This window comes from Treponema sp. OMZ 305, from assembly GCF_024181325.1.
Classification (GTDB): Bacteria; Spirochaetota; Spirochaetia; order Treponematales; family Treponemataceae; genus Treponema.
Genome location: NZ_CP051300.1, coordinates 1,257,083 through 1,277,795, shown reverse-complemented (window position 1 = coordinate 1,277,795; position 20,713 = coordinate 1,257,083). Strand labels below are relative to the sequence as shown.

At 42.3% G+C, this 20,713-nt stretch carries 21 protein-coding genes; 11 read left to right on the top strand and 10 right to left on the bottom strand.

Features of this window, described 5'->3' with window-relative positions:
- Positions 1 to 124: 124 nt before the first annotated feature.
- The 5 genes from ABK01_RS05685 to ABK01_RS05665 all read right to left on the bottom strand — a co-directional run bounded on the left by ABK01_RS05685 (position 125) and on the right by ABK01_RS05665 (position 3,503).
- A complete protein-coding gene (locus ABK01_RS05685) occupies positions 125 to 502 on the bottom strand; it encodes a type II toxin-antitoxin system VapC family toxin (RefSeq protein WP_253676548.1) in 378 nt (125 codons plus the stop codon).
- Entirely contained in the window at positions 502 to 708 is a 207-nt protein-coding gene (locus ABK01_RS05680; protein WP_253676547.1) for a DUF2281 domain-containing protein, read from the bottom strand. Before ABK01_RS05680 ends, ABK01_RS05685 begins: the two co-directional genes overlap by 1 nt.
- A 61-nt stretch (positions 709 to 769) precedes the next feature.
- Entirely contained in the window at positions 770 to 1,162 is a 393-nt protein-coding gene (locus ABK01_RS05675; RefSeq protein ID WP_016523351.1) for a type II toxin-antitoxin system HicB family antitoxin, read from the bottom strand.
- Between the two features lie 16 nt (positions 1,163 to 1,178).
- Positions 1,179 to 1,358 (bottom strand): type II toxin-antitoxin system HicA family toxin, encoded by a 180-nt coding sequence (locus tag ABK01_RS05670; RefSeq protein ID WP_016523350.1) that lies wholly within the window; start codon positions 1,356 to 1,358, stop codon positions 1,179 to 1,181.
- A gap of 177 nt (positions 1,359 to 1,535) precedes the next feature.
- Positions 1,536 to 3,503, bottom strand: a complete 1,968-nt coding sequence (locus ABK01_RS05665) for a RecQ family ATP-dependent DNA helicase (RefSeq protein ID WP_253676546.1) — start codon at positions 3,501 to 3,503, stop codon at positions 1,536 to 1,538.
- A gap of 151 nt (positions 3,504 to 3,654) precedes the next feature.
- Between ABK01_RS05665 and ABK01_RS05660 the strand changes: the two genes are divergently transcribed.
- Positions 3,655 to 5,295 (top strand): PAS domain-containing protein, encoded by a 1,641-nt coding sequence (locus ABK01_RS05660; protein WP_253676545.1) that lies wholly within the window; start codon positions 3,655 to 3,657, stop codon positions 5,293 to 5,295.
- Between the two features lie 76 nt (positions 5,296 to 5,371).
- Here the strand turns inward: ABK01_RS05660 and ABK01_RS05655 are convergent, their stop codons facing one another.
- The gene (locus ABK01_RS05655; protein ID WP_253676544.1) at positions 5,372 to 7,471 is read right to left on the bottom strand and encodes a methyl-accepting chemotaxis protein; all 2,100 of its coding nucleotides are present in this window, start codon (positions 7,469 to 7,471) and stop codon (positions 5,372 to 5,374) included.
- Positions 7,472 to 7,856: 385 nt separating this feature from the next.
- Between ABK01_RS05655 and ABK01_RS05650 the strand changes: the two genes are divergently transcribed.
- The 6 genes from ABK01_RS05650 to ABK01_RS05625 all read left to right on the top strand — a co-directional run bounded on the left by ABK01_RS05650 (position 7,857) and on the right by ABK01_RS05625 (position 13,574).
- On the top strand, positions 7,857 to 9,071 hold the full coding sequence (locus ABK01_RS05650; protein ID WP_253676543.1) for an alanyl-tRNA editing protein: 1,215 nt from the start codon (positions 7,857 to 7,859) through the stop codon (positions 9,069 to 9,071).
- A gap of 63 nt (positions 9,072 to 9,134) precedes the next feature.
- The gene (locus ABK01_RS05645; protein ID WP_253676542.1) at positions 9,135 to 10,340 is read left to right on the top strand and encodes a tetratricopeptide repeat protein; all 1,206 of its coding nucleotides are present in this window, start codon (positions 9,135 to 9,137) and stop codon (positions 10,338 to 10,340) included.
- A 226-nt stretch (positions 10,341 to 10,566) separates the two neighbouring features.
- A complete protein-coding gene (locus tag ABK01_RS05640) occupies positions 10,567 to 11,325 on the top strand; it encodes a class I SAM-dependent methyltransferase (RefSeq protein WP_253676541.1) in 759 nt (252 codons plus the stop codon).
- A 434-nt stretch (positions 11,326 to 11,759) separates the two neighbouring features.
- Entirely contained in the window at positions 11,760 to 12,677 is a 918-nt protein-coding gene (locus ABK01_RS05635) for an alpha/beta hydrolase (RefSeq protein ID WP_253676540.1), read from the top strand.
- 7 nt (positions 12,678 to 12,684) lie between these two features.
- The gene (locus tag ABK01_RS05630) at positions 12,685 to 13,182 is read left to right on the top strand and encodes a GNAT family N-acetyltransferase (RefSeq protein WP_253676539.1); all 498 of its coding nucleotides are present in this window, start codon (positions 12,685 to 12,687) and stop codon (positions 13,180 to 13,182) included.
- A 14-nt stretch (positions 13,183 to 13,196) separates the two neighbouring features.
- Entirely contained in the window at positions 13,197 to 13,574 is a 378-nt protein-coding gene (locus ABK01_RS05625) for a nuclear transport factor 2-like protein (protein ID WP_253676538.1), read from the top strand.
- 219 nt (positions 13,575 to 13,793) lie between these two features.
- Here ABK01_RS05625 and ABK01_RS05620 read toward each other — a convergent pair whose 3' ends face one another.
- Both ABK01_RS05620 and ABK01_RS05615 read right to left on the bottom strand, forming a co-directional pair.
- A complete protein-coding gene (locus ABK01_RS05620) occupies positions 13,794 to 15,140 on the bottom strand; it encodes an MATE family efflux transporter (protein ID WP_253676537.1) in 1,347 nt (448 codons plus the stop codon).
- 24 nt (positions 15,141 to 15,164) lie between these two features.
- Positions 15,165 to 15,758, bottom strand: coding sequence for a TetR/AcrR family transcriptional regulator (locus tag ABK01_RS05615; protein ID WP_253676536.1), 594 nt, complete (start codon positions 15,756 to 15,758; stop codon positions 15,165 to 15,167).
- A 185-nt stretch (positions 15,759 to 15,943) separates the two neighbouring features.
- On the opposite strand from ABK01_RS05615, the gene ABK01_RS05610 reads away from it, so the two are divergent.
- The 4 genes from ABK01_RS05610 to ABK01_RS05595 all read left to right on the top strand — a co-directional run bounded on the left by ABK01_RS05610 (position 15,944) and on the right by ABK01_RS05595 (position 19,030).
- Positions 15,944 to 16,372 carry a VOC family protein gene (locus ABK01_RS05610; protein ID WP_315449676.1) on the top strand — a complete coding sequence of 143 codons (429 nt, stop codon included), beginning with the start codon at positions 15,944 to 15,946 and terminating at the stop codon, positions 16,370 to 16,372.
- Between the two features lie 145 nt (positions 16,373 to 16,517).
- A complete protein-coding gene (locus ABK01_RS05605) occupies positions 16,518 to 16,838 on the top strand; it encodes a TfoX/Sxy family protein (RefSeq protein WP_253676534.1) in 321 nt (106 codons plus the stop codon).
- Between the two features lie 170 nt (positions 16,839 to 17,008).
- Positions 17,009 to 17,269 carry a type II toxin-antitoxin system RelB/DinJ family antitoxin gene (locus tag ABK01_RS05600; RefSeq protein ID WP_002681992.1) on the top strand — a complete coding sequence of 87 codons (261 nt, stop codon included), beginning with the start codon at positions 17,009 to 17,011 and terminating at the stop codon, positions 17,267 to 17,269.
- Between the two features lie 135 nt (positions 17,270 to 17,404).
- Positions 17,405 to 19,030 (top strand): ATP-binding cassette domain-containing protein, encoded by a 1,626-nt coding sequence (locus ABK01_RS05595; RefSeq protein ID WP_253676533.1) that lies wholly within the window; start codon positions 17,405 to 17,407, stop codon positions 19,028 to 19,030.
- Here the strand turns inward: ABK01_RS05595 and ABK01_RS05590 are convergent.
- Both ABK01_RS05590 and ABK01_RS05585 read right to left on the bottom strand, forming a co-directional pair.
- Positions 18,985 to 20,202 (bottom strand): ABC transporter permease, encoded by a 1,218-nt coding sequence (locus ABK01_RS05590; RefSeq protein WP_253676532.1) that lies wholly within the window; start codon positions 20,200 to 20,202, stop codon positions 18,985 to 18,987. The two genes, ABK01_RS05595 and ABK01_RS05590, sit on opposite strands and share 46 nt — an antisense overlap.
- A 5-nt stretch (positions 20,203 to 20,207) precedes the next feature.
- The gene (locus ABK01_RS05585; RefSeq protein WP_253676531.1) at positions 20,208 to 20,693 is read right to left on the bottom strand and encodes an FMN-binding protein; all 486 of its coding nucleotides are present in this window, start codon (positions 20,691 to 20,693) and stop codon (positions 20,208 to 20,210) included.
- Positions 20,694 to 20,713: the final 20 nt, after the last annotated feature.

Here is a 20,713-nt window from a genome sequence, read left to right as displayed (position 1 = left end):
ATGTTTTTGGATTTTTATCATCTCGTCGACGCAATGGACGATAATGTACGTGTTGTGGCTAATTAGCATACCATGATACTTTTGCGCAAAACGATCTGCTTCACTTTTCTAGGCGAAGTCATCACTACCAAATAGTTTCAACTTGATATTGAGGAATGATACTGTCTTTTGTTATAAGACAAAAATTTTCAGTGATTGCCTGAGAAATCAGCAAACGGTCGAACGGATCATTATGAATATTTGGAAGTTCAATGAGTTTATCAAGGTGTTTTGATGTAATATGCAGTGATGATATATTTTTTTCGTAACAAAGTGTTTCTATTTGTTGAAACGAATATTCAAAGTTAAGTTTTCCGATACTTCTTTTAATTGCAATTTCCCATAGAGATGCACTACTCACATAAATATACTGTTCTGTTGTAATGATATTCAGCGCTTTTTTGGATAATTGCGGAGAATCATGCAAAAACCAGAGAAGCGTATGGGTATCCAGTAAATACATCACACATAGTCCTTAAAGCATTCCGGCGTTTCATCGAAGTCGTCGGCCATATAGAATATACCTGTTAATCCTCCGGGAGTGCGATATATTGTCTTTTCTTTTTCGGTTTTGTTTTGGTATATTAGAAAATTAATATAATCAAAAACCGATTGCCGTTGTTCTACACTTAAGTTGTTCAGTTGTTTCTCTAAAGTGGGATAGAGCATATATTACCTCTTTTACAATCAACAACCCCGACGCAAACGTCGGGGTATTAAACGAATAAAATTACAATGCAATTTGCAACCGCTGTTTCAATGCGTTTTGTAGCTCTTGTGAAAAATTAACCCCGGCTTCTTCCGCTTTATAATTGAGCCATGCCGGTATAGTAACAGTTTTCTTTATTGCCTTTTCAGAAAACTGTTTGCGCCAAGCATCAGTGTCGGCTATTACATAATTCACAAATCCGTTTTTTATTTTGATTTTGGATATATCACTCGGTTTCGGTATCTGTTGCCGATGATCTTCATAATGAGCAAGCATCATAGCTATGGCATCCTCTGCCATTTCTATTGCTTCCGTGATTGTTTCTCCAAATGTAAAACAGCCGGAAATATCAGGAACTCTTACACCTATTTTTCCATCATCGTATTCAAAAATAACGGGATATGTATATTTCATATTATGCCTCCTTGTACTATTTTAAACCTGCTTCTTTGAGAATATTATGCGCTGTTCCAGTCGGAATATCACCTTTATGCCGAGGTATCGCAATCATTTTACCTGTCTCTTTATGGATTGCTTTATCGTGTTTTGCCCCGGCAGTAATTTCATAACCAGCTTTTTTTAATAGTTTTATAATCTCATCCGCTGTCATAGCATCACCTTATGATATGATTATAACACGTATAAGCACGTATTTCAAGGTGTTGCGATTTACGAAATAATTGGAGAAGTTTCAAAATCTAAAGATTTCCTTAACTGCTGTATTTTAAAAAACGATTTTTCAGCAGCCTGCTCCTCTTCTTCGCAAATTCTTTTTGCCCACCCACTGCTACCTCCCCGTGTTTTCCACAAGACGCAAAAGCGCTGCACCGAATTTTTCTGCTTTTATTTCGCCGATACCGAATACGTTCAGCAGTTCACGTACCGTGCGCGGCTTTTTGAGGATGAGGTCTTCGATTGTTCTATCTCCGAATATAACGTAGGGCGGAACGTTTTCTTCCTCGGCAGCGTGTTTGCGCCAGTCTTTTATCGCCTCATACAGCGCTGCGTCATCTTCATTCAACGTGCGCAAAAATTCGCCTCGTTTATATTCTCCTTTTTTATGTGCGATACCGTTCTTTTTAGAGTCAATGCCGGAGTTTTTAGATTCTGCCTGATTCATCCCACTCTGCCCGATAAGCTCGATCGGGAGTTCGATTTTTGCGCGGGATGCAAGTGCCCGTTTACCGTTCTCGGTTATGATGAGCACATTGTAATCACCGGTTTTTTCGACAAGTCCCGCATAGATGAGCGCATCGGACAGCGCAAACCAATCCTCTTTTGAAAGCTCCCGCCCGATTCCCCATGTTGAAACTTTATCATGTCCGTTTTCAATAATCCGCTTTTGCTTTGAACCGAGCAGCACATCGACGATATACAAAAGCCCGAATCGTGATTGCGTGCGGTATATGCAGCTCATAAACTTTTGCGCAGATATGGTAACGTCCTGCAGCGGAGGCGGTGGACTGGAACACACATCGCAGCATGGGAAAGAACCAGTCTGTCCGGCAACGTTTTCGGATTCACCTCCGATGTGTTCCGGTTCTACGTCAGGGTTTTCGGGTTTCCCGTTAGCTGCCGCCGGAACAAACCGCTCTCCGAAATACGACAACAGGAAATGACGGCGGCATGTCCGCGCCGAGGCAAAGTTGAGCATTGCCTGCAAGAGCCGTTCGGAGTGAGCGCTATCCGTAGCCTCTTCAAAGAATAAACGTATCTTCCGAGCATCGCCTGCGCTATATAAAAGCAGGGCGTGGGAGGCAAGTCCGTCGCGCCCAGCACGTCCAATCTCTTGATAATATTCTTCGAGCGATTTCGGTAAATCATAATGGATAACAAAGCGGACGTTCGGTTTATCAATTCCCATACCGAATGCAACCGTTGCAACCATAATCCGTACCTTGTCGCGGATAAATTGCTGTTGATGATTTCTTCGCTCTTCGTCGGAAAGCCCTGCGTGATAATTGAGCGCCGAGTAGCCGGAAGCCGTCAGCTGTTCGGTGAGCGTATCAACTTGCTTGCGCGAAAAACAATAAATGATTCCGCTTTCACCGCTGTGTTGTTCAAGGCAGTCTATAACCTCGCGTAGCGCATTTCGCTTGGGACGCACTTCAAGAAAAATATTTGCGCGGTTAAAACCGGCGACAAAAACTTCCGGCGTTTTCATACGGAGATTTGACGCAATATCTTCCTGCACCTGTGCTGTTGCAGTTGCCGTAAGCGCAAGACAAACCGCATCTCTAAACTGCACACGAACATTTGCAATCTCCAAATAGCCGGGGCGGAAGTCGTGTCCCCACTCGCTGATACAATGCGCTTCATCAACGGTAATGCAGCTAACCGGTACGCTTGCATCATGCAGTATAGATTGCGTACGCTCTGCCGTAAGCGCTTCAGGAGAAAGGTAGACCAGTTTGGCACTTCCCGACTTAACGCGCTGCACCGCATCGAGGTATTCATCCCATTCAAGCGAGCTATTTAAAAAAAGTGCACTCACACCGTTTTCTACGAGGGACGCAACTTGATCCTGCATGAGCGAAATGAGCGGAGACACAACAAGCGTAATGCCGCTGAATAAAAGCGCTGGGATTTGATAGCACAATGACTTTCCGCCGCCGGTCGGCATAACGGCAAGCGTGTCGCGTCCCGACAGTACGGAGACAATTACCTCTTGCTGCATCGGACGGAACTCATTGTAACCGAATGTCGTTTTAAGCACAGCGTGCGCTCGCTTTAGCAGTTCATCGTTTTTTTCCATAAGGTGATTATATCTATTCCGTGCGGCTTGCAAAAGAGATTGACTTGACGCATGGTAGATATTTCCTTATCTTCATTGTAAATAAAGACTAACAGATATCTCTTATCGCTTCCGGGAATAAGAAACTACAGTCTTTATACGGAGGACACCTATGGAAATGAAACGCCATTTAGATTCAGTAAATGATGCAAAGATAAAAACGGTTCTTCAGCTGAAGAATGACTATAATGCAGGCAAAATCAGCTTGACGGATGCTAAACGGATATTAAAGGAAAAAGTCGGTTCCTTAAAACCGTACGAGATCGCCCTCGCAGAGCAGGAACTTAAAGAGTTTGACGAAAATGAATGCCAAAAAGAAGACATTCAAAAAATGCTTGAGCTTTTTGAGGACATTATGGATACGAGCCGCCCCGACTTACCCGACGATCATCCTATCATGTGCTATTACCGTGAAAACGATGCACTGAAAAAAATCCTATTGGAAATTGAAGACCTCGTTCAATATCCGCTTATCAAAAATCAGTGGCTCGGCATATATGACCGGCTGGATCAGTTCAGAATACACCTGTCACGCAAACAAAATCAGCTCTATTCCATTTTGGAAAAAAAAGGTTTTGACCGACCTACGACAACAATGTGGACGCTGGATAATTTTATCCGTGATGAAATACGGGATGCGCGAAAGCTGCTGGAAGAGGATGCCGACGACCAATTTATTGCGGTGCAATCTTCGATTGTTGCCGATGTGCGTGACTTACTGCAAAAAGAAGAAGCAATTTTGTATCCTACTTCGCTTGCGATGATCACTGAAAAAGAATTTGAAGAGATGAAGTCGGGAGACAAAGAAATCGGCTTTGCGTGGATAAACGACAGCGGAGCACATAGTTCAACGGTTAAAAACAATTCCGCACAAACGGCACACGATACACAAACGCAGGGCGCTACCGGCACTGCTTCTTCTTTAACGGATGATTTAACCACAGTATTACGCAAGCACGGTTTAAATGTCGGTGGTGAAACCAGTTCCGTTTTTGACGTGGCAACCGGCAAGCTGACACTCGAACAAATCAATTTGATTTACCGGCATCTGCCTGTCGATCTTTCGTATGTAGACGAAAATGAAATGGTCTGCTTTTATTCCGATACGGAGCACCGCGTATTTCCGCGCAGCAAAAATGTCATCGGGCGAAATGTTAAAAACTGCCACCCGCGGGCAAGCGTGCATATCGTCGAAGAGATTATCGAAAAGTTCCGCTCGGGCGAACAGGACTCTGCGGAATTCTGGATCAATAAGCCCGGTATTTTTATCTACATTCTGTACACGGCCGTTCGCGACGAAACCGGAAAATTCCGCGGCATCCTTGAGATGATGCAGGACTGCACGCATATCCGCAGTCTCACCGATTCACAGACACTGCTTACATGGAAAAAAGGCGGCGCGATAAACGGTCAAACCGTTATCCAAGAAGACTCGAGTAAATCTCATAACGGCAACACCGCCGATGCGAAAAGTGCAGCCGATACATCAAATACGCAGAGTTCCGAATCTCCGCAGCGGGATAAAAAACTTTCCGCAGCGGATATTACTGCCGATACGTTTTTAAAAGATATCTTTGAAGATTATCCTGCGTTAAAGGATCAGATGGAAAAAATCAGTCCCAAGTTTAAAATGCTAAAAACGCCGCTTGCACGGATCATGCTGCCGAAAGCGACAATTAAGATTGCAAGCGAACGCGCCGGCGTCGAGCTGAATACTTTAATTGCAGAAATAAAAAAACGGATACAAAAATAAGCGTGTAAAAAACGCCTCTTGAGTAATTATGAGGTCTAATTACTCAAGAGGAAAATCGGAGGACAAAGCTCGCCTCTTATATTTTAAACTTAGATACTTCCTGCGCTAAATTCTCAATACTTCGTTTGTTTTTATTGGTGATTTCTTTTACACCTTGAATTGCATTATTGATTTGCACTGCCGCGGCCGCCATTTCTTTCATACTCGCAGCGATTGTGTTTGTAAGCCCGTCGAGTTTTTGCATTTCGTGCGCAACCCCTTCTCCACCTTTCAGCATATCGCCTGATCCGGCTTCCACTTCAACGGTTACCTCGCTGATATTTTTAATTGCCTCCAATACTTCGCGGCTTCCGTTTTCCTGTTCCCTCATCGACTCAGTTAAACGGGTACTCATATTTTTTACCTGATCGGAAAGCGTAAAAATAGTAGCAAATTTTTCGCCGGCAACTTTTGAAGAAGTAGAAAGTCCTTCGATTTCTACAGTCAACGTTTTAAGCGTTGCGGTAATTGTTTTACCCTGCGCGGCGGAATCTTCTGCAAGTTTGCGTATTTCGTCGGCAACAACCGCAAACCCCTTTCCAGCCTCACCGGCATGAGCTGCTTCGATAGCAGCATTCATTGCAAGCAAGTTCGTTTGAGATGCGATATGTTGAATCACACTTGATGCTTCCATCAAGCTGCCCGACTCTTCGGCAATTTTTTGAGTAACGGTACCGGTATTCACGATGATTTCCCGTCCGTCGGCGGTTGCTTCCGCAAGCGTTTTAATAACCCCGTCCGTTTGTTCAAGCGTATCGGTAATCGATGCGATATTGGCGACCATCTCTTCTATAGCGGAAGAAGAAATAGATACGCTTGCCGACTGGCTTTCTATGCGGGTATTTAATTGCCGTATCGTCTTGATAATTTCTTCAACCGTTGCAGCCGTTTCTCCGACGCTTGCAGTCTGCGTCAACGCTTGCTGTTTTACGCCGTCAATATTCTCATTTATCTTATGGACAGCTTGTGCAGTCTCGCTCATATTCTGAGCAAGTTCATCGCCGATTGACCGCATTATTCCGGCATTGTTGTCGATAGATTGTATGGCGGTTCTAATCTTTTTAATCGTCTCATTAAAATATTCGGATAGCCGCGTTACCTCATCATTCCCGATGAGAGGAAGCTGCACTGTAAGATCGCCTTCTCCTTGCGAAATATCTTTCAACGCATTAACAGCTGTCTGAACGGGGGCAACCATCTTCGCTGCAATAAAAAATATAATTGTCAGTGTTACAGCCAATATGATAATACTGATGATAATGACCATTTTACGAAAATCCGTAATTACACCGAGGAACTCTTCTGCCGGAGCGGCAATAATAATTGTCCACTGCGTACGCGGCATTTTCGTATAGGCTGCAATATGTTTTTTACCGTCATAAGTATAATAACCGATACCGTCGGAAGAATCCGAAACAGCTTGCCGCTGAAATTCTGCGATGGATGCAAAGGAACTATCTGTCTTTGCCAATTCCTGTGTATTTTGTTGCTTCTCCACAATTGACGTATCCTTATGCGCAATAGTTGTTCCATCTTTCCCTAAAATATGGCAATTTCCCGTTTTGCCGATTTTGATTTCGGATATGGTATCGCAAATAACGGTTCCGCCCAACCCAGCACCCAAAACAGCAACAACGTTATCATCGTTATCTAACAGTGGAACGGCTAAAATGACTTCCAGTTTTTTAGTGTGCGGCGAAATGTGAGGCTCGGTGATAAAAGGCTTCCCGTCCACCGCACTCTTATACCAGTCCGTATTCCCAACAAAAGTAACCGTACCGTCGGCATAATAGCTATTTCCCTTGGTATCACATATATTAAAAAAATTGAGGCTGTCGGCATAGTCGATATCGTTACGTACGATTCGCGTCTTTTCCGTAAAAGATACCGAAGGATCCTTCATTGCCGTATTGTGCATAAATCCACTTAAGAAACTGAAATCCACTTGAATATCACTATTAATGAACGAAGCAATATCGTTTACTTTATCGATAAGATGCGCATTAACCCGTGCCGTAAGCGCTCGCTGCGCAGTATACCGCGCTAACGAACCTTGTATAACACCGGCTACCGTAATCAATGTTCCAAAAATAATAAGCAGTTTTTTACGAATAGAAAAAATTTTCTTTTCCCGCATAAAAAGAAGTACCTCCACACGAATAATATAACTACTATATCTAAGTTTAATGGAGATGACAATACATATTCGATATCAGGATAAACGCACCATGCCGTTTTTTAGTAACCCCGCAGAAGCAATGGGGTTGTTCAACCAGAGTTGAACCTCTTCGCGGTTCAAATGGTCTCACAACCCCATTGCTTCTGCGCTTTTTATCTACTCTACCTGATGCGTTTATCCTTCTTAAAAAAAATAGCACAAAATTTTATGCAAAATTTTGTGCAAACGGAAGGTAACCGCATCAGATAGTTTTAAGCGTTTACCTTATATTCGACAGATAAAAGATGATTGGATTTATTGCCGTATCGGAGTATAATTAACTTATTCGACACAAGGAACATTTATGGAAAACTTTAATGCACTGTATTATCAAAAACCGTATATCAGAGAATTCGATGCGACGGTAACCGCTTGTTCAAAAACCGAGAGAGGGTATGAGATAGAACTGTCAGATACGGCATTTTATCCCGAAGGGGGAGGACAGCCCGGCGATAGGGGCAGCCTTGTTGCGGAAGGACAGCCTGAACGGACTATCCGAATATCGGATACGCAATTTGCAGGCGAACGCATCGTGCATATTGCCGATGAGGAACTTGCCGCCGGAACAAAGGTTCACGGCGTATTGGACTGGGTAAACCGGTGCGACAATATGCAAGGACATTCGGGCGAGCATATCCTTACCGGCATCCTCGCGCAAACCTACGGGTACGAAAACGTCGGTTTCCACATGGGCGAAAGTTTTATCACCATCGACTTTAGCGGTCCGTTGACTGACAAGCAAGTACTCGATGCAGAACAGCGTGCCAATGAAATTGTCCGTGCAAACCTTCCGATTCAGGAAAGCTTTCCGAATGCGGAAGAACTCAAGACAATGCAATACCGCAGCAAGAAAGAACTTTCGGGTACCGTACGCATTATCACCATTCCGGGACTTGATGCCTGCGCCTGCTGCGGCACACATGTTACAGCAACCGGCGAGATCGGTTTGATTAAAATTCTCAACTTTACGAACCGCAAAAAGGGAGTCCGTTTGGAAGTGCTCTGCGGAAGAAAGGCGATTCTTGCATACGAACAAGAGATGGCACAAGTACGGGCTATCTCCCGCTGCTTATCGGCAAAGCCCTCCGAAGTGCAGGATGCGGTGGAAAAATTAAATGCCGAAAAAGAAAAGCTCCAGCAGCAGCTGCACGAGATAACTGAAAAATATCTAAAACAGAAAGCGGAGTCGGCGGCAGATACTGAGGGCGCGCCTCTTTATTTTGAAGATAATCTCAGTATCGAATATCTACGCTCGTTCTGCAATCTGCTTTTAGCAACGAAGAAAATGCACACCTGCGCAGCATTATCAGCCGTTGCAGTTGAACCGGAAGGACTACAACCGGCAGCATACAATTACGTCATCGTCAGCAATGCCATCGATTTAAAACCGCACATAAAAACATTAAACCAACAGCTCAACGGCCGCGGCGGCGGAAACAGCTCCGCTATTCAGGGAACGTATTTTGCGGAGAAAGGTCTAATTATAGAAACACTTACCGGCTTGTTGAGTAGGGCATGAGCATCCATTTAGAATTGAGCTGCTTCTTTAGCATATAATGAATGATTACAAAGGAGAGTTATTATGAAAAGATTTATTGTGGCGATTTTTGTGTTGTTGTGCGCTGTAGGCGTTTTTGCGCACAAAAGTCCGTATAACGGCGCCTCGTCGGATACTCAAATCTTACTCAAAAAAGCGGATGAGCTTATTCAAAGGGAGCAATATGAATCGGCGTTCGGCACCCTCAGTGACGACAGCAACGAATTCATACTTGCAAAAAAAATAGAAATTGCAATCAATTATTTTGCTCAAAGTATAATGCACCAAATGTTCGCATTTAAAAATCTTAAAAAAGGAGAAACACTCTACGATGTACGAACGGGAACGGGAGCGTATTCGATGGTGATGTTCGACCCGGTTAAAGCTGTCGAAGAGTATGAAAAGAAAAACGGTGAAAAGCCCATTTTGAATTACGCACTCGGCTTGTATTACGACGATGTTCTTTTACGCTATGGATATCAATGGCTTTTGAGCGAAAAAGAACTTACACAAAAGACAATCGAGCGTCTGCAAAAGGCCGTCAATCAGGATTGCTGTGATGCGTACTCGTTAAGCGTACTTGCACTTGCATATTATAAGAACGGTGATTTGACGAATGCCGAAAAAATATATAACAAGAAAATCGAATCGGGCTTTGAACCTTCTGTAAATGATTTTTTTAACCTTGGTACGATATATTTGCAAAAAAAGAATTTTGCTTTGGCACTGCACTATGCGGAAAAAAGTATTGAAGGATATAAAAACGAACCTGAATATCAGTCGGACGCATACATTGTTTGCATTGACAGCTGTCTTGGACTACACGATTATAAAAAGGCAGGGAGCTTTCTTAAAACAGCTCAAAAACATTTCCCGAAAGATTACAGAATCATACAAAAAACAATCGCTTTGTATGCAATGCAAAAAAACAAACCAGAAGCTTTAAAAGCTGCCAAAAACCTGTTTGCTTTTGCACCTGAAAATCCCGCCGTCTCACAAATGATTATAAAAGAATATTTTAATGCAGGTACGGAAAAATGGCTGCCGGATTTTTTTGACGATTGTTTAAAAACATATTCTAAACAGAGCAAAGCGCGGCAAAATCTATTGTATCATTACGCATATACGTTGTACGAGCTCAACGATAAAGAAAAAGCATCTAAAATGGCAAAAGATGCAAAAGCGGAATTTATAAAAAATGGAGAACTTACTGCGGAAATTGAAAAAGCCTTAGATTCGTTCGGAAAATAACAGACATACTGTATAATTGAAAACGAAATAAAACATTATAAATGGGCACCTCTAAAAACTCGGTTAGATTTGCTTCGCATCCTTCGGAATAGAGATGCCCGTCGAGTTTTAATTTAAGTCCTTATAATATAATGACTTAAATTAAAACATCGCAAGTTACATCTAAAGAAAACTTTTAAAAACTGAAGTTTTTAGAAGTTCCCAAATAAATAAACAAGGAAAATTTATGAATACACATCAACATTATCAGGACGCAAATGCAGCGGTGATCGACCGTTGGATTACGGAAGGCTGGGAATGGGGAAAGCCCGTTGATCACGAAACCTATATCAATGCACAAAACGGACAATGGTCTGTAATATTGACGCCGACAAAAGCGGTACCGCATAAATGGTTCGGTGATTTAAAAGGAAAAAAGCTGTTAGGACTTGCATCGGGAGGCGGGCAGCAAATGCCGATTTTTACCGCAGCCGGAGCGGAATGCACGGTACTTGACTACTCTGAAAAACAGCTTGAATCTGAGCGAATTGTTGCCGAGCGTGAAGGTTATCGAATTAACATCATACGTGCAGATATGTCAAAACCGCTGCCCTTTGCCGATGCATCCTTCGATATTATTTTCCATCCGGTAAGCAACTGCTATATCGAAAAAGTTGAACCGGTATTTTTGGAATGTTTTCGTATACTCAAAAAAGGCGGCGTGTTACTGTGCGGACTTGATACCGGTATCAATTATATTGTCGATCAAAAAGAAGAGAAAATTATCAACGCACTTCCGTTTAATCCGCTCGTTTACGAAGCGCACCGCAAACAGCTTGAAGAAGCGGACAGCGGTTGGCAATTTTCTCATACAGTAAGCGAACAAATCGGCGGACAGCTACGCGCAGGTTTCACGCTCACCGATATATACGAAGACACGAACGGAGAAGGACGCTTGCACGAATTGCATATCCCGTCATTCATTGCAACGCGGACAGTGAAGTAATTTGTAATTAAATGAAAGGCTTTTGAAAAACTACTGAAAAAAAACAGTAATTTTTTTCGGCGTTAAGTTAATTGGAAACATTAGAGAAGAATCTTACGGCAAGTTGCTCGCCTTCGAAAACCTCGACGGACATTGACTGGAGTTTTTTGAAAATCAACAACCCCGACGCAAGCGTCGGGGCACAGTGCTCAACGTTTCGCACTGTGTGTGCGATCTGGCACGGATGCCGGTGGTTCCAAAAAGAAACGAGTTTTTTGCTTTGTAAAAAACTCGCAGTCAAAAATGTACAAGGATGTATATTTTTGACGAGGTGGTTGCAGTCGGCTTTAATACCCTTTGTTACGACGCAAGCGTTGCCGGGGACGGCGGGTATTAAACCCTCCGCACGAATAAAAAGGCTTGAAATACGGAGCTGTTGAATCAAGGAGAATGGTGTGTATACAAACGATGGAACATGGCAAAAACTTCAAATGTTTTTGCCTGAACGCAACAGGATAAGCATTTCATGCGCTCCTTCCGAAATGTTCAGCACATTCGACAGGACGAACATCCATCTCGACATATACAACGGACATAGCAACAACGGTGTTACACTCGTGCTGTTCCACGGTGTCGGCGGGAACGGTCGGCTCCTGTCATTTATTGCAGCTCCTTTGGCAAAGCGCGGCTATAAGGTTGTCTGTCCGGATTTGCCGGGGTACGGCTATACCGAATACGAGGGCATACCGTCTTATAAAACATGGATCGAGACAGGCGTTCACATCGTACGACAGGAATTACAGCGCTCCAAAAAGATTTTTGTACTGGGTTTGAGTGCAGGAGGCATGCTCGCATACAACGTTGCCTGCTTGGCTCATGGTGTTTCCGGCGTCATCGTTACCACCCTGTTAGATAATCGCTTAAAGCCGGTGCGTAACTATTCGGCAAAAAACAAATTGCAGGCGCGTATCGCTTTGCCGCTTTTACGTTTTATACCGAAGCAGATAAGGCACTTAAAAATTCCGGTAAAGGCGATAACGAATATGAAAGCAATCGTCAACAACGACCGGGTACTTTCTTTGTTGCTGCAGGATAAAAGGGGAGCAGGATCTTCCGTGCATCTTGGTTTGTTATGTTCGATGATGGAAAGCATTCCTGCCGTAGAGCCTGAAGCATTTGAAATTCCGCTTTTACTTTGTCATCCTGAAAAAGATTGCTGGACACCCGAATGGATAAGCCGCCTCTTTTTTGATCGCATACGGAGTCCAAAAGAACTGTGCACACTTAAAAACGCGGGGCATTTTCCGATTGAACAGCCGGGTATTACACAGCTTGAAGAATCCGTTGTGTCGTTTATAAAAAAATATTATTGAGGTGATCATGGTATTAAGAAAATATGAAGCGCAAGATTCCAAAATCATTTGCAGCTGGATTCAGGATGCAAAGCAGCTTTATCAATGGTCTGCCGACAGAATAGGGCGGTTTCCACTGAATGGCAATGAGTTAAATGAATACTATGGTTCGATGAACGGTACACAGCCTATCATTCCTCTTTGTGCCATTGACGGATGCAGCGTAATCGGTCATTTGTTTATCCGATATCCAAATAAAGACGATAAAACACTTGTACGCTTCGGGTTTATTATACTTTCGCCTGAAAACAGGGGAAAGGGAAGCGGAAAGAAAATGGTAGAGCTTGCAATAGAATATGCAAAGACCGTTTTGTATGCTTCAAAAATAACATTGGCGGTGTTTACGAATAATGAGCGTGCACGGTATTGTTATGAAGCCACCGGTTTTCAAGCAACAGGAAAAGTTATAACCTATATGATGCCGGATGGCGCATGGGAATGTATTGAAATGGAATTGAATATCTAATTTTGAGGTCGGTTATGAACATACAGGATTTTTTGAACGCAGTATTAAAACAGGATGCCGAGCGTTTACGCACTTACTTTTCCGATTCCGCATATATCAATTGGCATTGTACCAATGAGCATTTCACGGTTGAAGAATACATACAAGCAAATTGCGAGTATCCAGGAACATGGGACGGAACAATCGAAAGGATAGAACAAATCGGTGATTTAATCATCACCGCTGTCAACGTGTACAGTGTTGATAGAACAAGTTCTTTTCATGTGGTATCGTTTATAAAATTAAAAGATGATAAAATCATTGCGATGGATGAATATTGGGGAGACGATGGAGTCCCACCGCAGTGGAGATTGGAGAAACGGCTTGGGAGAAAAATACATGGGAACCTCTAAAAACTTCAGTTTTTAGAGGTTTTCCTTAGATTTCTTTTGCGATGTTTTTTGATAAGTCATAAAAATGTAAAGACTTATCAAAAAGACTCGTCGGGCATCTCTAAAAATCTAACCGAGTTTTTAGAGATGCCCACATATCTAATGACTCATTCTTTTACAACCCTGTCATTGAGCATCATCTCCCATAAAAAGTTCATTGTTCTACGGTTAAGGAATCCCTTAAACGGCTTCCTTTTCCATTTTTCTCATTACGTTAAGCATTAAAAATAATCCGGCTATAATCATTGTAAAATCTACGATAGGTTCCGCCCACCAAACAGCTGACGCTCCGAATAATTGCGGCAACAAAAGTATCGCCGGAACAAATAATACCAATTGTCTCAACAGTACAATAATCCCTGCTTTTTTACCGTCTCCAATAGATTGAAAAAAGGTCAATGTCATAATCATAATTCCGTACAAAATAAATGTGGAATAAAACATCTTAAAGTTTTTAACACCGGCTTCAATAATCTGATGTCTTACACTGAATAACGACAGTAATGTATCGGAACAAAACATTGACGGTATCCACGAAGCAGCCGCAAGAATAGTTGCTCCACACATAAAAATCTTCATCGTATCTTGTACTCGCCCGTATTGTTTTGCTCCGAAATTTGCTCCTATAACAGGCTGCAATCCTTGACTCATTCCCCACAACGGAATAAATGAAAACATATATAATCTCATTGTTGCAGACATCAAAATTCCCCAGTTATCTCCGCCATATACAAAGGCTTGCTTAAATAAAAATGTTTGCTGTACCGCAAATAAAATTTGCATCATCATTGCCGAACTGCCGATACTAAACATTTCACGGTAAATTACTTTGTACTTTTTGACTTTATGGATTTTCACAAATGAACTCTTCTTTGAAAAATAATGAAATGTTAATAAAGCTTGTACGATTTGAGATAATACGGTTGCGATAGCAGCTCCTTCAATAGCATACTCTCCCATGAGCTTCATAAGAATAGGGTCTAACATAATGTTGAGTATGGCTCCCGTTCCCATAATCATCATTGATTGTTTTAATGCCCCTTCGCCGCGCATTGTCATATTACCCGCTTGAGCGAAATTAACAAATAGAGATCCAAAGAACACGACCCGCAAATATCTCACCCCCAGCTCTTTGATATTTCCTTTAGCACCAACCATGTCTAAAAAATGAGGTGCGAATATCAAACCTACTATTGTGATAATTGCAGAAAATAAAATAACCCAATAACAAAAATTGCCGAATATTTTATCTATTGTTTCTTTATCACCCTTACCGATAGCTCGTGATAATATCGATGCACTGCCTACGCCTATCAAAGCCGATATTCCGCCATTTATAATTGTCAAGGACATAGATACACTAATTGCCGACATCGCATAGTCCCCAATAAGCCGCCCGGCAAATATCCCATCCATAAACGGGTACAGGCCGATAACCAGCATTCCGATTATTCCCGGGATGGCTAACTTGAATAACAATTCTTTAGGACTTTTAGTTAATAGCTGTGTTTTCATATCTTGTTTCATCGTAATTCACCTCTTCCTATTGATTTAGTTATTTTTTTCAAGATCAATAATGTATTGAATCATTGTTTCTTTTATATACTTCTTATGAACGTCAAAAGAATTTCGTGCATTAAGCACTTCCGAACTCACGATTAAACTGTTAATGTAGTGAACTAAAAAGCCATCCTTAAAAATATGCGCCGTAATTCCCAGTTTCTTTGCAATGAGATCAAGCTCTTTAGTTGTATGCAATTTTAGTTCTTGATATAAATCTTCCAAATCCCGATTATAGTTTTTTGCTTGCAAAAAGAGTGCGTACAGCTTCATTAAATCGTTTTTCGCTAATGCCTTACTCGTTAAAATATCACCCATTTGCTGATATTTATCTTTGCTCCGATTATGCGCTAAATATTCGGTTATCAAGCTATTTCTGTATTCATTTCCATCAAGCATTAAGTCTTTTAGCATTTCAGTTGTACTTGCATAATGATGATACACGCCGCCTCTACTCATACCTATTTCCGTAATGACATCTTCCATTGTTGTATTCTGAAAGCCTTTATCTAAAAAGCATTTTTTTGCGGCTTCTCGAATTTCTCTTTTTCTCATCTGTCCGACTTTTTGTTTTTCTTCTTTCAAAATAAAGTCTCTCCTTGCCTGTCAAAAAACCGACAATGATGTCGGTTTTTAATATAGCGTTATTATTAAGTAATGTCAAGTAAAAAAACGTTTTTGCAAACAGCGCAAAATGAACAGTATAGACAAACAATAGTTAAAAACAGTAGACTGAGGAAATCAGCAATTTGAAATGTATGGAGTGAAAAATGAATAAAATAACATGTATTTGTTTAGGCGTGCGAAATATGGAAAAAGCATTAAAATTTTACAGAGACGGGTTGGGATATAAGACAGACTGTAAAGAAGATAATCCATCGGTATGCTTTTTTAATACACCGGGAACAAAATTTGAACTTTTCCCTTTGGATTCATTGGCAAAAGATATTAATGAAAATAATCCGCCGACAGGAACCGGCTTTTCAGGAATTACATTGACATACAATGTGAAAAACAAAGAAGATGTAGATAGCGTTATTGAGTTGGTAAGAAAAGCCGGAGGAACTATTGTTAAAGAGCCGCAAAAAGTATTTTGGGGCGGATATCATGCATATTTTTCCGATTTAGATGGATACTACTGGGAAGTATCTTGGGGACCCGATTTTCAATTTGACGAAGATGGCCTATTGAAATTTTAAAGCGAATAGAATAGACCTATTCGATAACTGCGTTTTCGAATAGGTCGACGAGTTCTAAATCGCACAAATAGCACGATTTAGAACATCGCAGTTCAAGGTAACCTGTTCAGAAACGGAAGTTTCCGAACAGGTTTAATGGATAATTATGGCATCGAGTAAAACATATTTAGATTTTATTTTGGAACAGTTATCGGAATTGCAAGACATACGCTATCGCGCAATGATGGGAGAATTTATCATTTACTATCGAGATAAAATTGTGGGCGGTATCTACGATGACCGCTTACTGGTAAAAGCGGTTCCGTCGGCAATTGAGTATATGCCGAATGCTTCCTACGAATTGCCGTATCAAGGCGCAAAAGAAATGCTTTTAGTAGACGAAGTTGATGACAAAGCATTTATAACGGGTTTGTTTAATGCAATGTATGCTGAATTACCGGCGCCGAAAATGAAGAAGAAAAGATAAAAAGTGTGCGGTATTTATACTATGGAGCTGCTCCACATTAAGTTTTAGACTGAAAGTGATGTTAAAAATAATCACCCCCCTCCCTCCACACGAATAAATCAAATTTTTAACAGACAGGATACTTGATTTTTGAAAGCCCATGTATTACATTGTAGTAAGAGGTATTATAAATGACTACAATATCAGCAAAAATTACACAGAACGATAAAATAAGTTTTGAACGAATATGCGATTCTATGGGAATCAATATTTCTTCGGCTATCAATTCTTTTGTAAAGGCCACGATTCGGGAAAATGGCCTGCCCTTTGCACTGAAAGCATCCGAGGATCCGTATATTTATTCGGAAGAAAATATGAAATATTTGCGTAAAAGTATACATCAGATTGAAACCGGAAAATGTCAAATTCATGAACTGAAGGAAACTGATTGATGGTAAAGGTTTGTCTGATAAATTATATATTGTTCAGTGCGGTACACATTATCATCAATAAAAAAATTGTAAGGCATCGGTAATTATGGCATCGAGTAAAACATATTTAGATTTTATTTTGGAGCAGTTCTCGGAATGATAACATTACAAAATGTTTCTTTTTCATATCCGGATTCTGCGGAGATATTATTCGACGGATTCTCCGCAGCGCTTGGAGGAGCATCCCATTGGACATGTATTACCGGTGCAAACGGCTGCGGAAAAACGACATTACTCAAATTAATCGCAGGGATGCTTCCGCCGCTTTCAGGGATAATTAAATGCGAATCGGCAGTATACTGTGCGCAAAACAGTACGGAACTGCCCGATACTGCGTATACATTGTTCTGGGATGCGGATAACGAAGTGCGTCGCTTTTTCTCGCTGCTTAATATTACGGCAAAACAGCTTGAACGCTGGGAAACGCTTTCGGGCGGAGAAAAGAAGCGGCTGCAAATTGCCTGTGCTTTAGCGGAGCGTCCTTCGGTTCTGCTGCTTGACGAACCGACCAATCACTTGGATGCCGCTTCAAAAGAGCTCATTATAAATGCCTTAAAACTGTTTACCGGCACAGGACTCATTGTCAGTCATGACCGCGCCTTTGCCGATTCATTGTGTACCGCTACCTTCTACTTATATCGGGAATCGGCAGCGTTCGCAGACGGAGCCGATTCAATCAGAGGTAAGCTCTATGCTGCGAATGTAAGTACAGCGCTTGAACTTTGGGACACAGAGCGAGCTTCCTGCCTTTCGGAATGGCATAAAGCGGATGCAGGGGTTTCAAAAGCAAAAGCACTTTCAGATATGTGGCAGCGTGAGGCAGAACATTCTAAGAACCGCCTGAGGAATGTGTACGGCGGCAAAGACCACGATGCAGCACAAAAAATCCGCCTTGCCATTGTTACCGGTAAAGACAGGACGCCGGGCATCGTAAAAAAATGTTTTGACAGCCGCCGTGAACAAGCCGAAAAACGCCGCGATACTCAAGCAAAACCGCTGAATCGTAAGGAAGGGTTTTCACCGGCGCAAGCAGACACGTCAGTGTTCATTCCAAAGGTACTCATACACCTGCCGCCGCAAATCATCAGTGCTGGAGAAGATGGCAGTTATACCTTGCAGATTCCCGAATTGACGGTGCAAAAGCAGTCCCGCATTGCGCTGACGGGAGTCAACGGAACAGGAAAGACATTGCTTGCACATACCATATTAAACCGGATACGGGAAGCTGATCTGCAAAAGAAAAGCGATGGAGAAAGTCTTTCATTTTATCTGCCGCAGGAAATTCCGAAAGCAGAAGAACAAGCAGTGTTAGCACATTTCTTCTCGCTCGATAAAGAACTGCGAAGTGAAATTCTTTCTACAGTGTACCGCATGGGATCGAATCCCAAAACGCTGCTTACCTTTATTGACAGCAAGCGAATCAGTCCCGGCGAACTTCGCAAGCTCATGATTGCACTTGCAATGTCAAAACCACTCAAAGTTCTTATTTTGGACGAACCGACCAATCACTTGGATATTCTTTCCGCCAGACTTCTCGAAACTGCCCTTGCAAAAATATCATGCGCACTCATTATCATCAGCCATGACAGTGTTTTCCTGCAAAATTGCAACTGCACGGAATTATGGCGGATTATCAAAACCGGTAGTTGCGGAATGTTGGAACGGATAGATAATCCCTACCCTTGCAGCTGTAACGCAGGCTCTTGTTTGGCAAATCCGTGAATTGTTTTGAGTGCGGCAAGCGGGCCGATAACCGAAATAGCCGATAAGGTTAAAAGGGCACACAACAGTATCCACAAAACCGGCGGCGTAAGAAAGGGCATTTTAAGACCGGTGATAATTGCCTGATTAAACAAGAGGACAATTAAGCAGGACAGTACCGTTCCGATTCCCGCACCTGATGCACTGATGATAAACGCTTCGGCAGAAGCAAGCTGCGCAAGTTTTTTCTTTGTACCGCCGATAATCCGCAGCATTCCGAATTCTTCTTTCCGCTCATGGAATATCGAAGAAAACGACACTGCAAGTACAATGAATGACAACAGCCAGAGCAGCGCGAGCAGCACATAAATATACACATTGAGGTTTGCAATACTTGCAGAAATATTGGTCATCATCCGTTTGGAAATAAGAGGATATATCTGTTCGCCTTCAAACTCAGCGAGGATGCGCTTGGCAACCGTTTTGACATCGGCATTCGGTTTTATCCGCACCATAACGCTGGAGATAAGATCCTCGTCTTGCGCAACCGGATGTTCCATAATCCGCTCATATTCTTTTGCAAGCCTCTTTGCATTTTCAATCGTCATAAACACGGAATTGTCGAAGCCCATACCGGTTTTCGCGAGCCGCCCCGTAATCACAAAAGGCTGATTAAAGAACTTAACCTCGGAATGCGTATCCCCGACGATGTTACTGCCCACGACAATCTGGTTATCGGTAAGCGGTAACCGAATCTGTCTTTCGAGCCACGGCTTGATATTAAAATCGGAATCAAAATCGATGCCGATTACCTGCAACGGAAACGAACAGCATCCGGCGGAAAGGGTTGCGATAAAAAGCTGTGGAGAAGCGAGATCAACACCTTCAATCTTTTTAAGGCGGTCTACGACCTCGGACTTAAAGTAAAAACTGTTCGGCTCACCTCGCAGCAGTGCGCTTTCGATTTTTGAATCGTACCCCTGCGGCACCACAATGATGTCTGCACCCAGCCGGTTTGACAGCGACTGCATTCCGCCGTTCAGACTCCTGACCAAAAAGCTGCCTGCAAAAAGACTGAACGCCAACACCGCGGTAAGCACAATCAAACTTACCGTCCTAAACAGCTTGCGTTTAAGGTTCTGTTTCGCAAGTTCGATAACCGTTAATTTTTTGACCGGTTCGGAATCTGCCATCGTTACTACTCCGCCTTCGCCTGTTTAAGCGCGATACCGACTACGTTCTCAAACAGTTCATAAGATACGGTCGCGCCGGCAATCGCATCCACTTTATCAAGCTGCTGCGTTTCAACCAGTTTCGGTCCGTACTTTTCGGCATTCTTAATTGCGTTCTGCGCAATTTTGTATAAACCGGCATTCTTAATCACTCCGTCGGTTTTGCCGTAGTCCTCGCCTTTCAGCGTTCCATCCTTCTCGTAGGATAAAAATTCACAGCCGATAATTTTACCGTCTTTAATCGTTATCGTTACCTCGGCATTTCCGCCCCAATCGTCTTTAATACCGGAAACCGCTTTGTAAATGCCGTCTTTATACCGTACCGCAGTCTGCGTTTCCTGTGCCGATTGTCCGGTCTGCTGCGCCGTCCCTTCATTTTTACTACACCCTGCAAAACAAAACGCCGCAAGTGCCAATGTAATTGTGAATATACGCAAAGATATTTTTTCCATTTTTTACTCCTTCTTGTATG

Coding starts and splice junctions, on each gene's coding strand:
- ABK01_RS05630 (WP_253676539.1), top strand. CDS start 12,685: ATGGTATTAAGAAAATATGAAGCGCAAGATTCCAAAATCATTTGCAGC.
- ABK01_RS05650 (WP_253676543.1), top strand. CDS start 7,857: ATGGAAAACTTTAATGCACTGTATTATCAAAAACCGTATATCAGAGAA.
- ABK01_RS05620 (WP_253676537.1), bottom strand. CDS start 15,140: ATGAAACAAGATATGAAAACACAGCTATTAACTAAAAGTCCTAAAGAA.
- ABK01_RS05665 (WP_253676546.1), bottom strand. CDS start 3,503: ATGGAAAAAAACGATGAACTGCTAAAGCGAGCGCACGCTGTGCTTAAA.
- ABK01_RS05675 (WP_016523351.1), bottom strand. CDS start 1,162: ATGAAATATACATATCCCGTTATTTTTGAATACGATGATGGAAAAATA.
- ABK01_RS05625 (WP_253676538.1), top strand. CDS start 13,197: ATGAACATACAGGATTTTTTGAACGCAGTATTAAAACAGGATGCCGAG.
- ABK01_RS05660 (WP_253676545.1), top strand. CDS start 3,655: ATGGAAATGAAACGCCATTTAGATTCAGTAAATGATGCAAAGATAAAA.
- ABK01_RS05585 (WP_253676531.1), bottom strand. CDS start 20,693: ATGGAAAAAATATCTTTGCGTATATTCACAATTACATTGGCACTTGCG.
- ABK01_RS05685 (WP_253676548.1), bottom strand. CDS start 502: ATGTATTTACTGGATACCCATACGCTTCTCTGGTTTTTGCATGATTCT.
- ABK01_RS05670 (WP_016523350.1), bottom strand. CDS start 1,358: ATGACAGCGGATGAGATTATAAAACTATTAAAAAAAGCTGGTTATGAA.
- ABK01_RS05610 (WP_315449676.1), top strand. CDS start 15,944: ATGAATAAAATAACATGTATTTGTTTAGGCGTGCGAAATATGGAAAAA.
- ABK01_RS05600 (WP_002681992.1), top strand. CDS start 17,009: ATGACTACAATATCAGCAAAAATTACACAGAACGATAAAATAAGTTTT.
- ABK01_RS05595 (WP_253676533.1), top strand. CDS start 17,405: ATGATAACATTACAAAATGTTTCTTTTTCATATCCGGATTCTGCGGAG.
- ABK01_RS05590 (WP_253676532.1), bottom strand. CDS start 20,202: ATGGCAGATTCCGAACCGGTCAAAAAATTAACGGTTATCGAACTTGCG.
- ABK01_RS05605 (WP_253676534.1), top strand. CDS start 16,518: ATGGCATCGAGTAAAACATATTTAGATTTTATTTTGGAACAGTTATCG.
- ABK01_RS05655 (WP_253676544.1), bottom strand. CDS start 7,471: ATGCGGGAAAAGAAAATTTTTTCTATTCGTAAAAAACTGCTTATTATT.
- ABK01_RS05645 (WP_253676542.1), top strand. CDS start 9,135: ATGAAAAGATTTATTGTGGCGATTTTTGTGTTGTTGTGCGCTGTAGGC.
- ABK01_RS05640 (WP_253676541.1), top strand. CDS start 10,567: ATGAATACACATCAACATTATCAGGACGCAAATGCAGCGGTGATCGAC.
- ABK01_RS05680 (WP_253676547.1), bottom strand. CDS start 708: ATGCTCTATCCCACTTTAGAGAAACAACTGAACAACTTAAGTGTAGAA.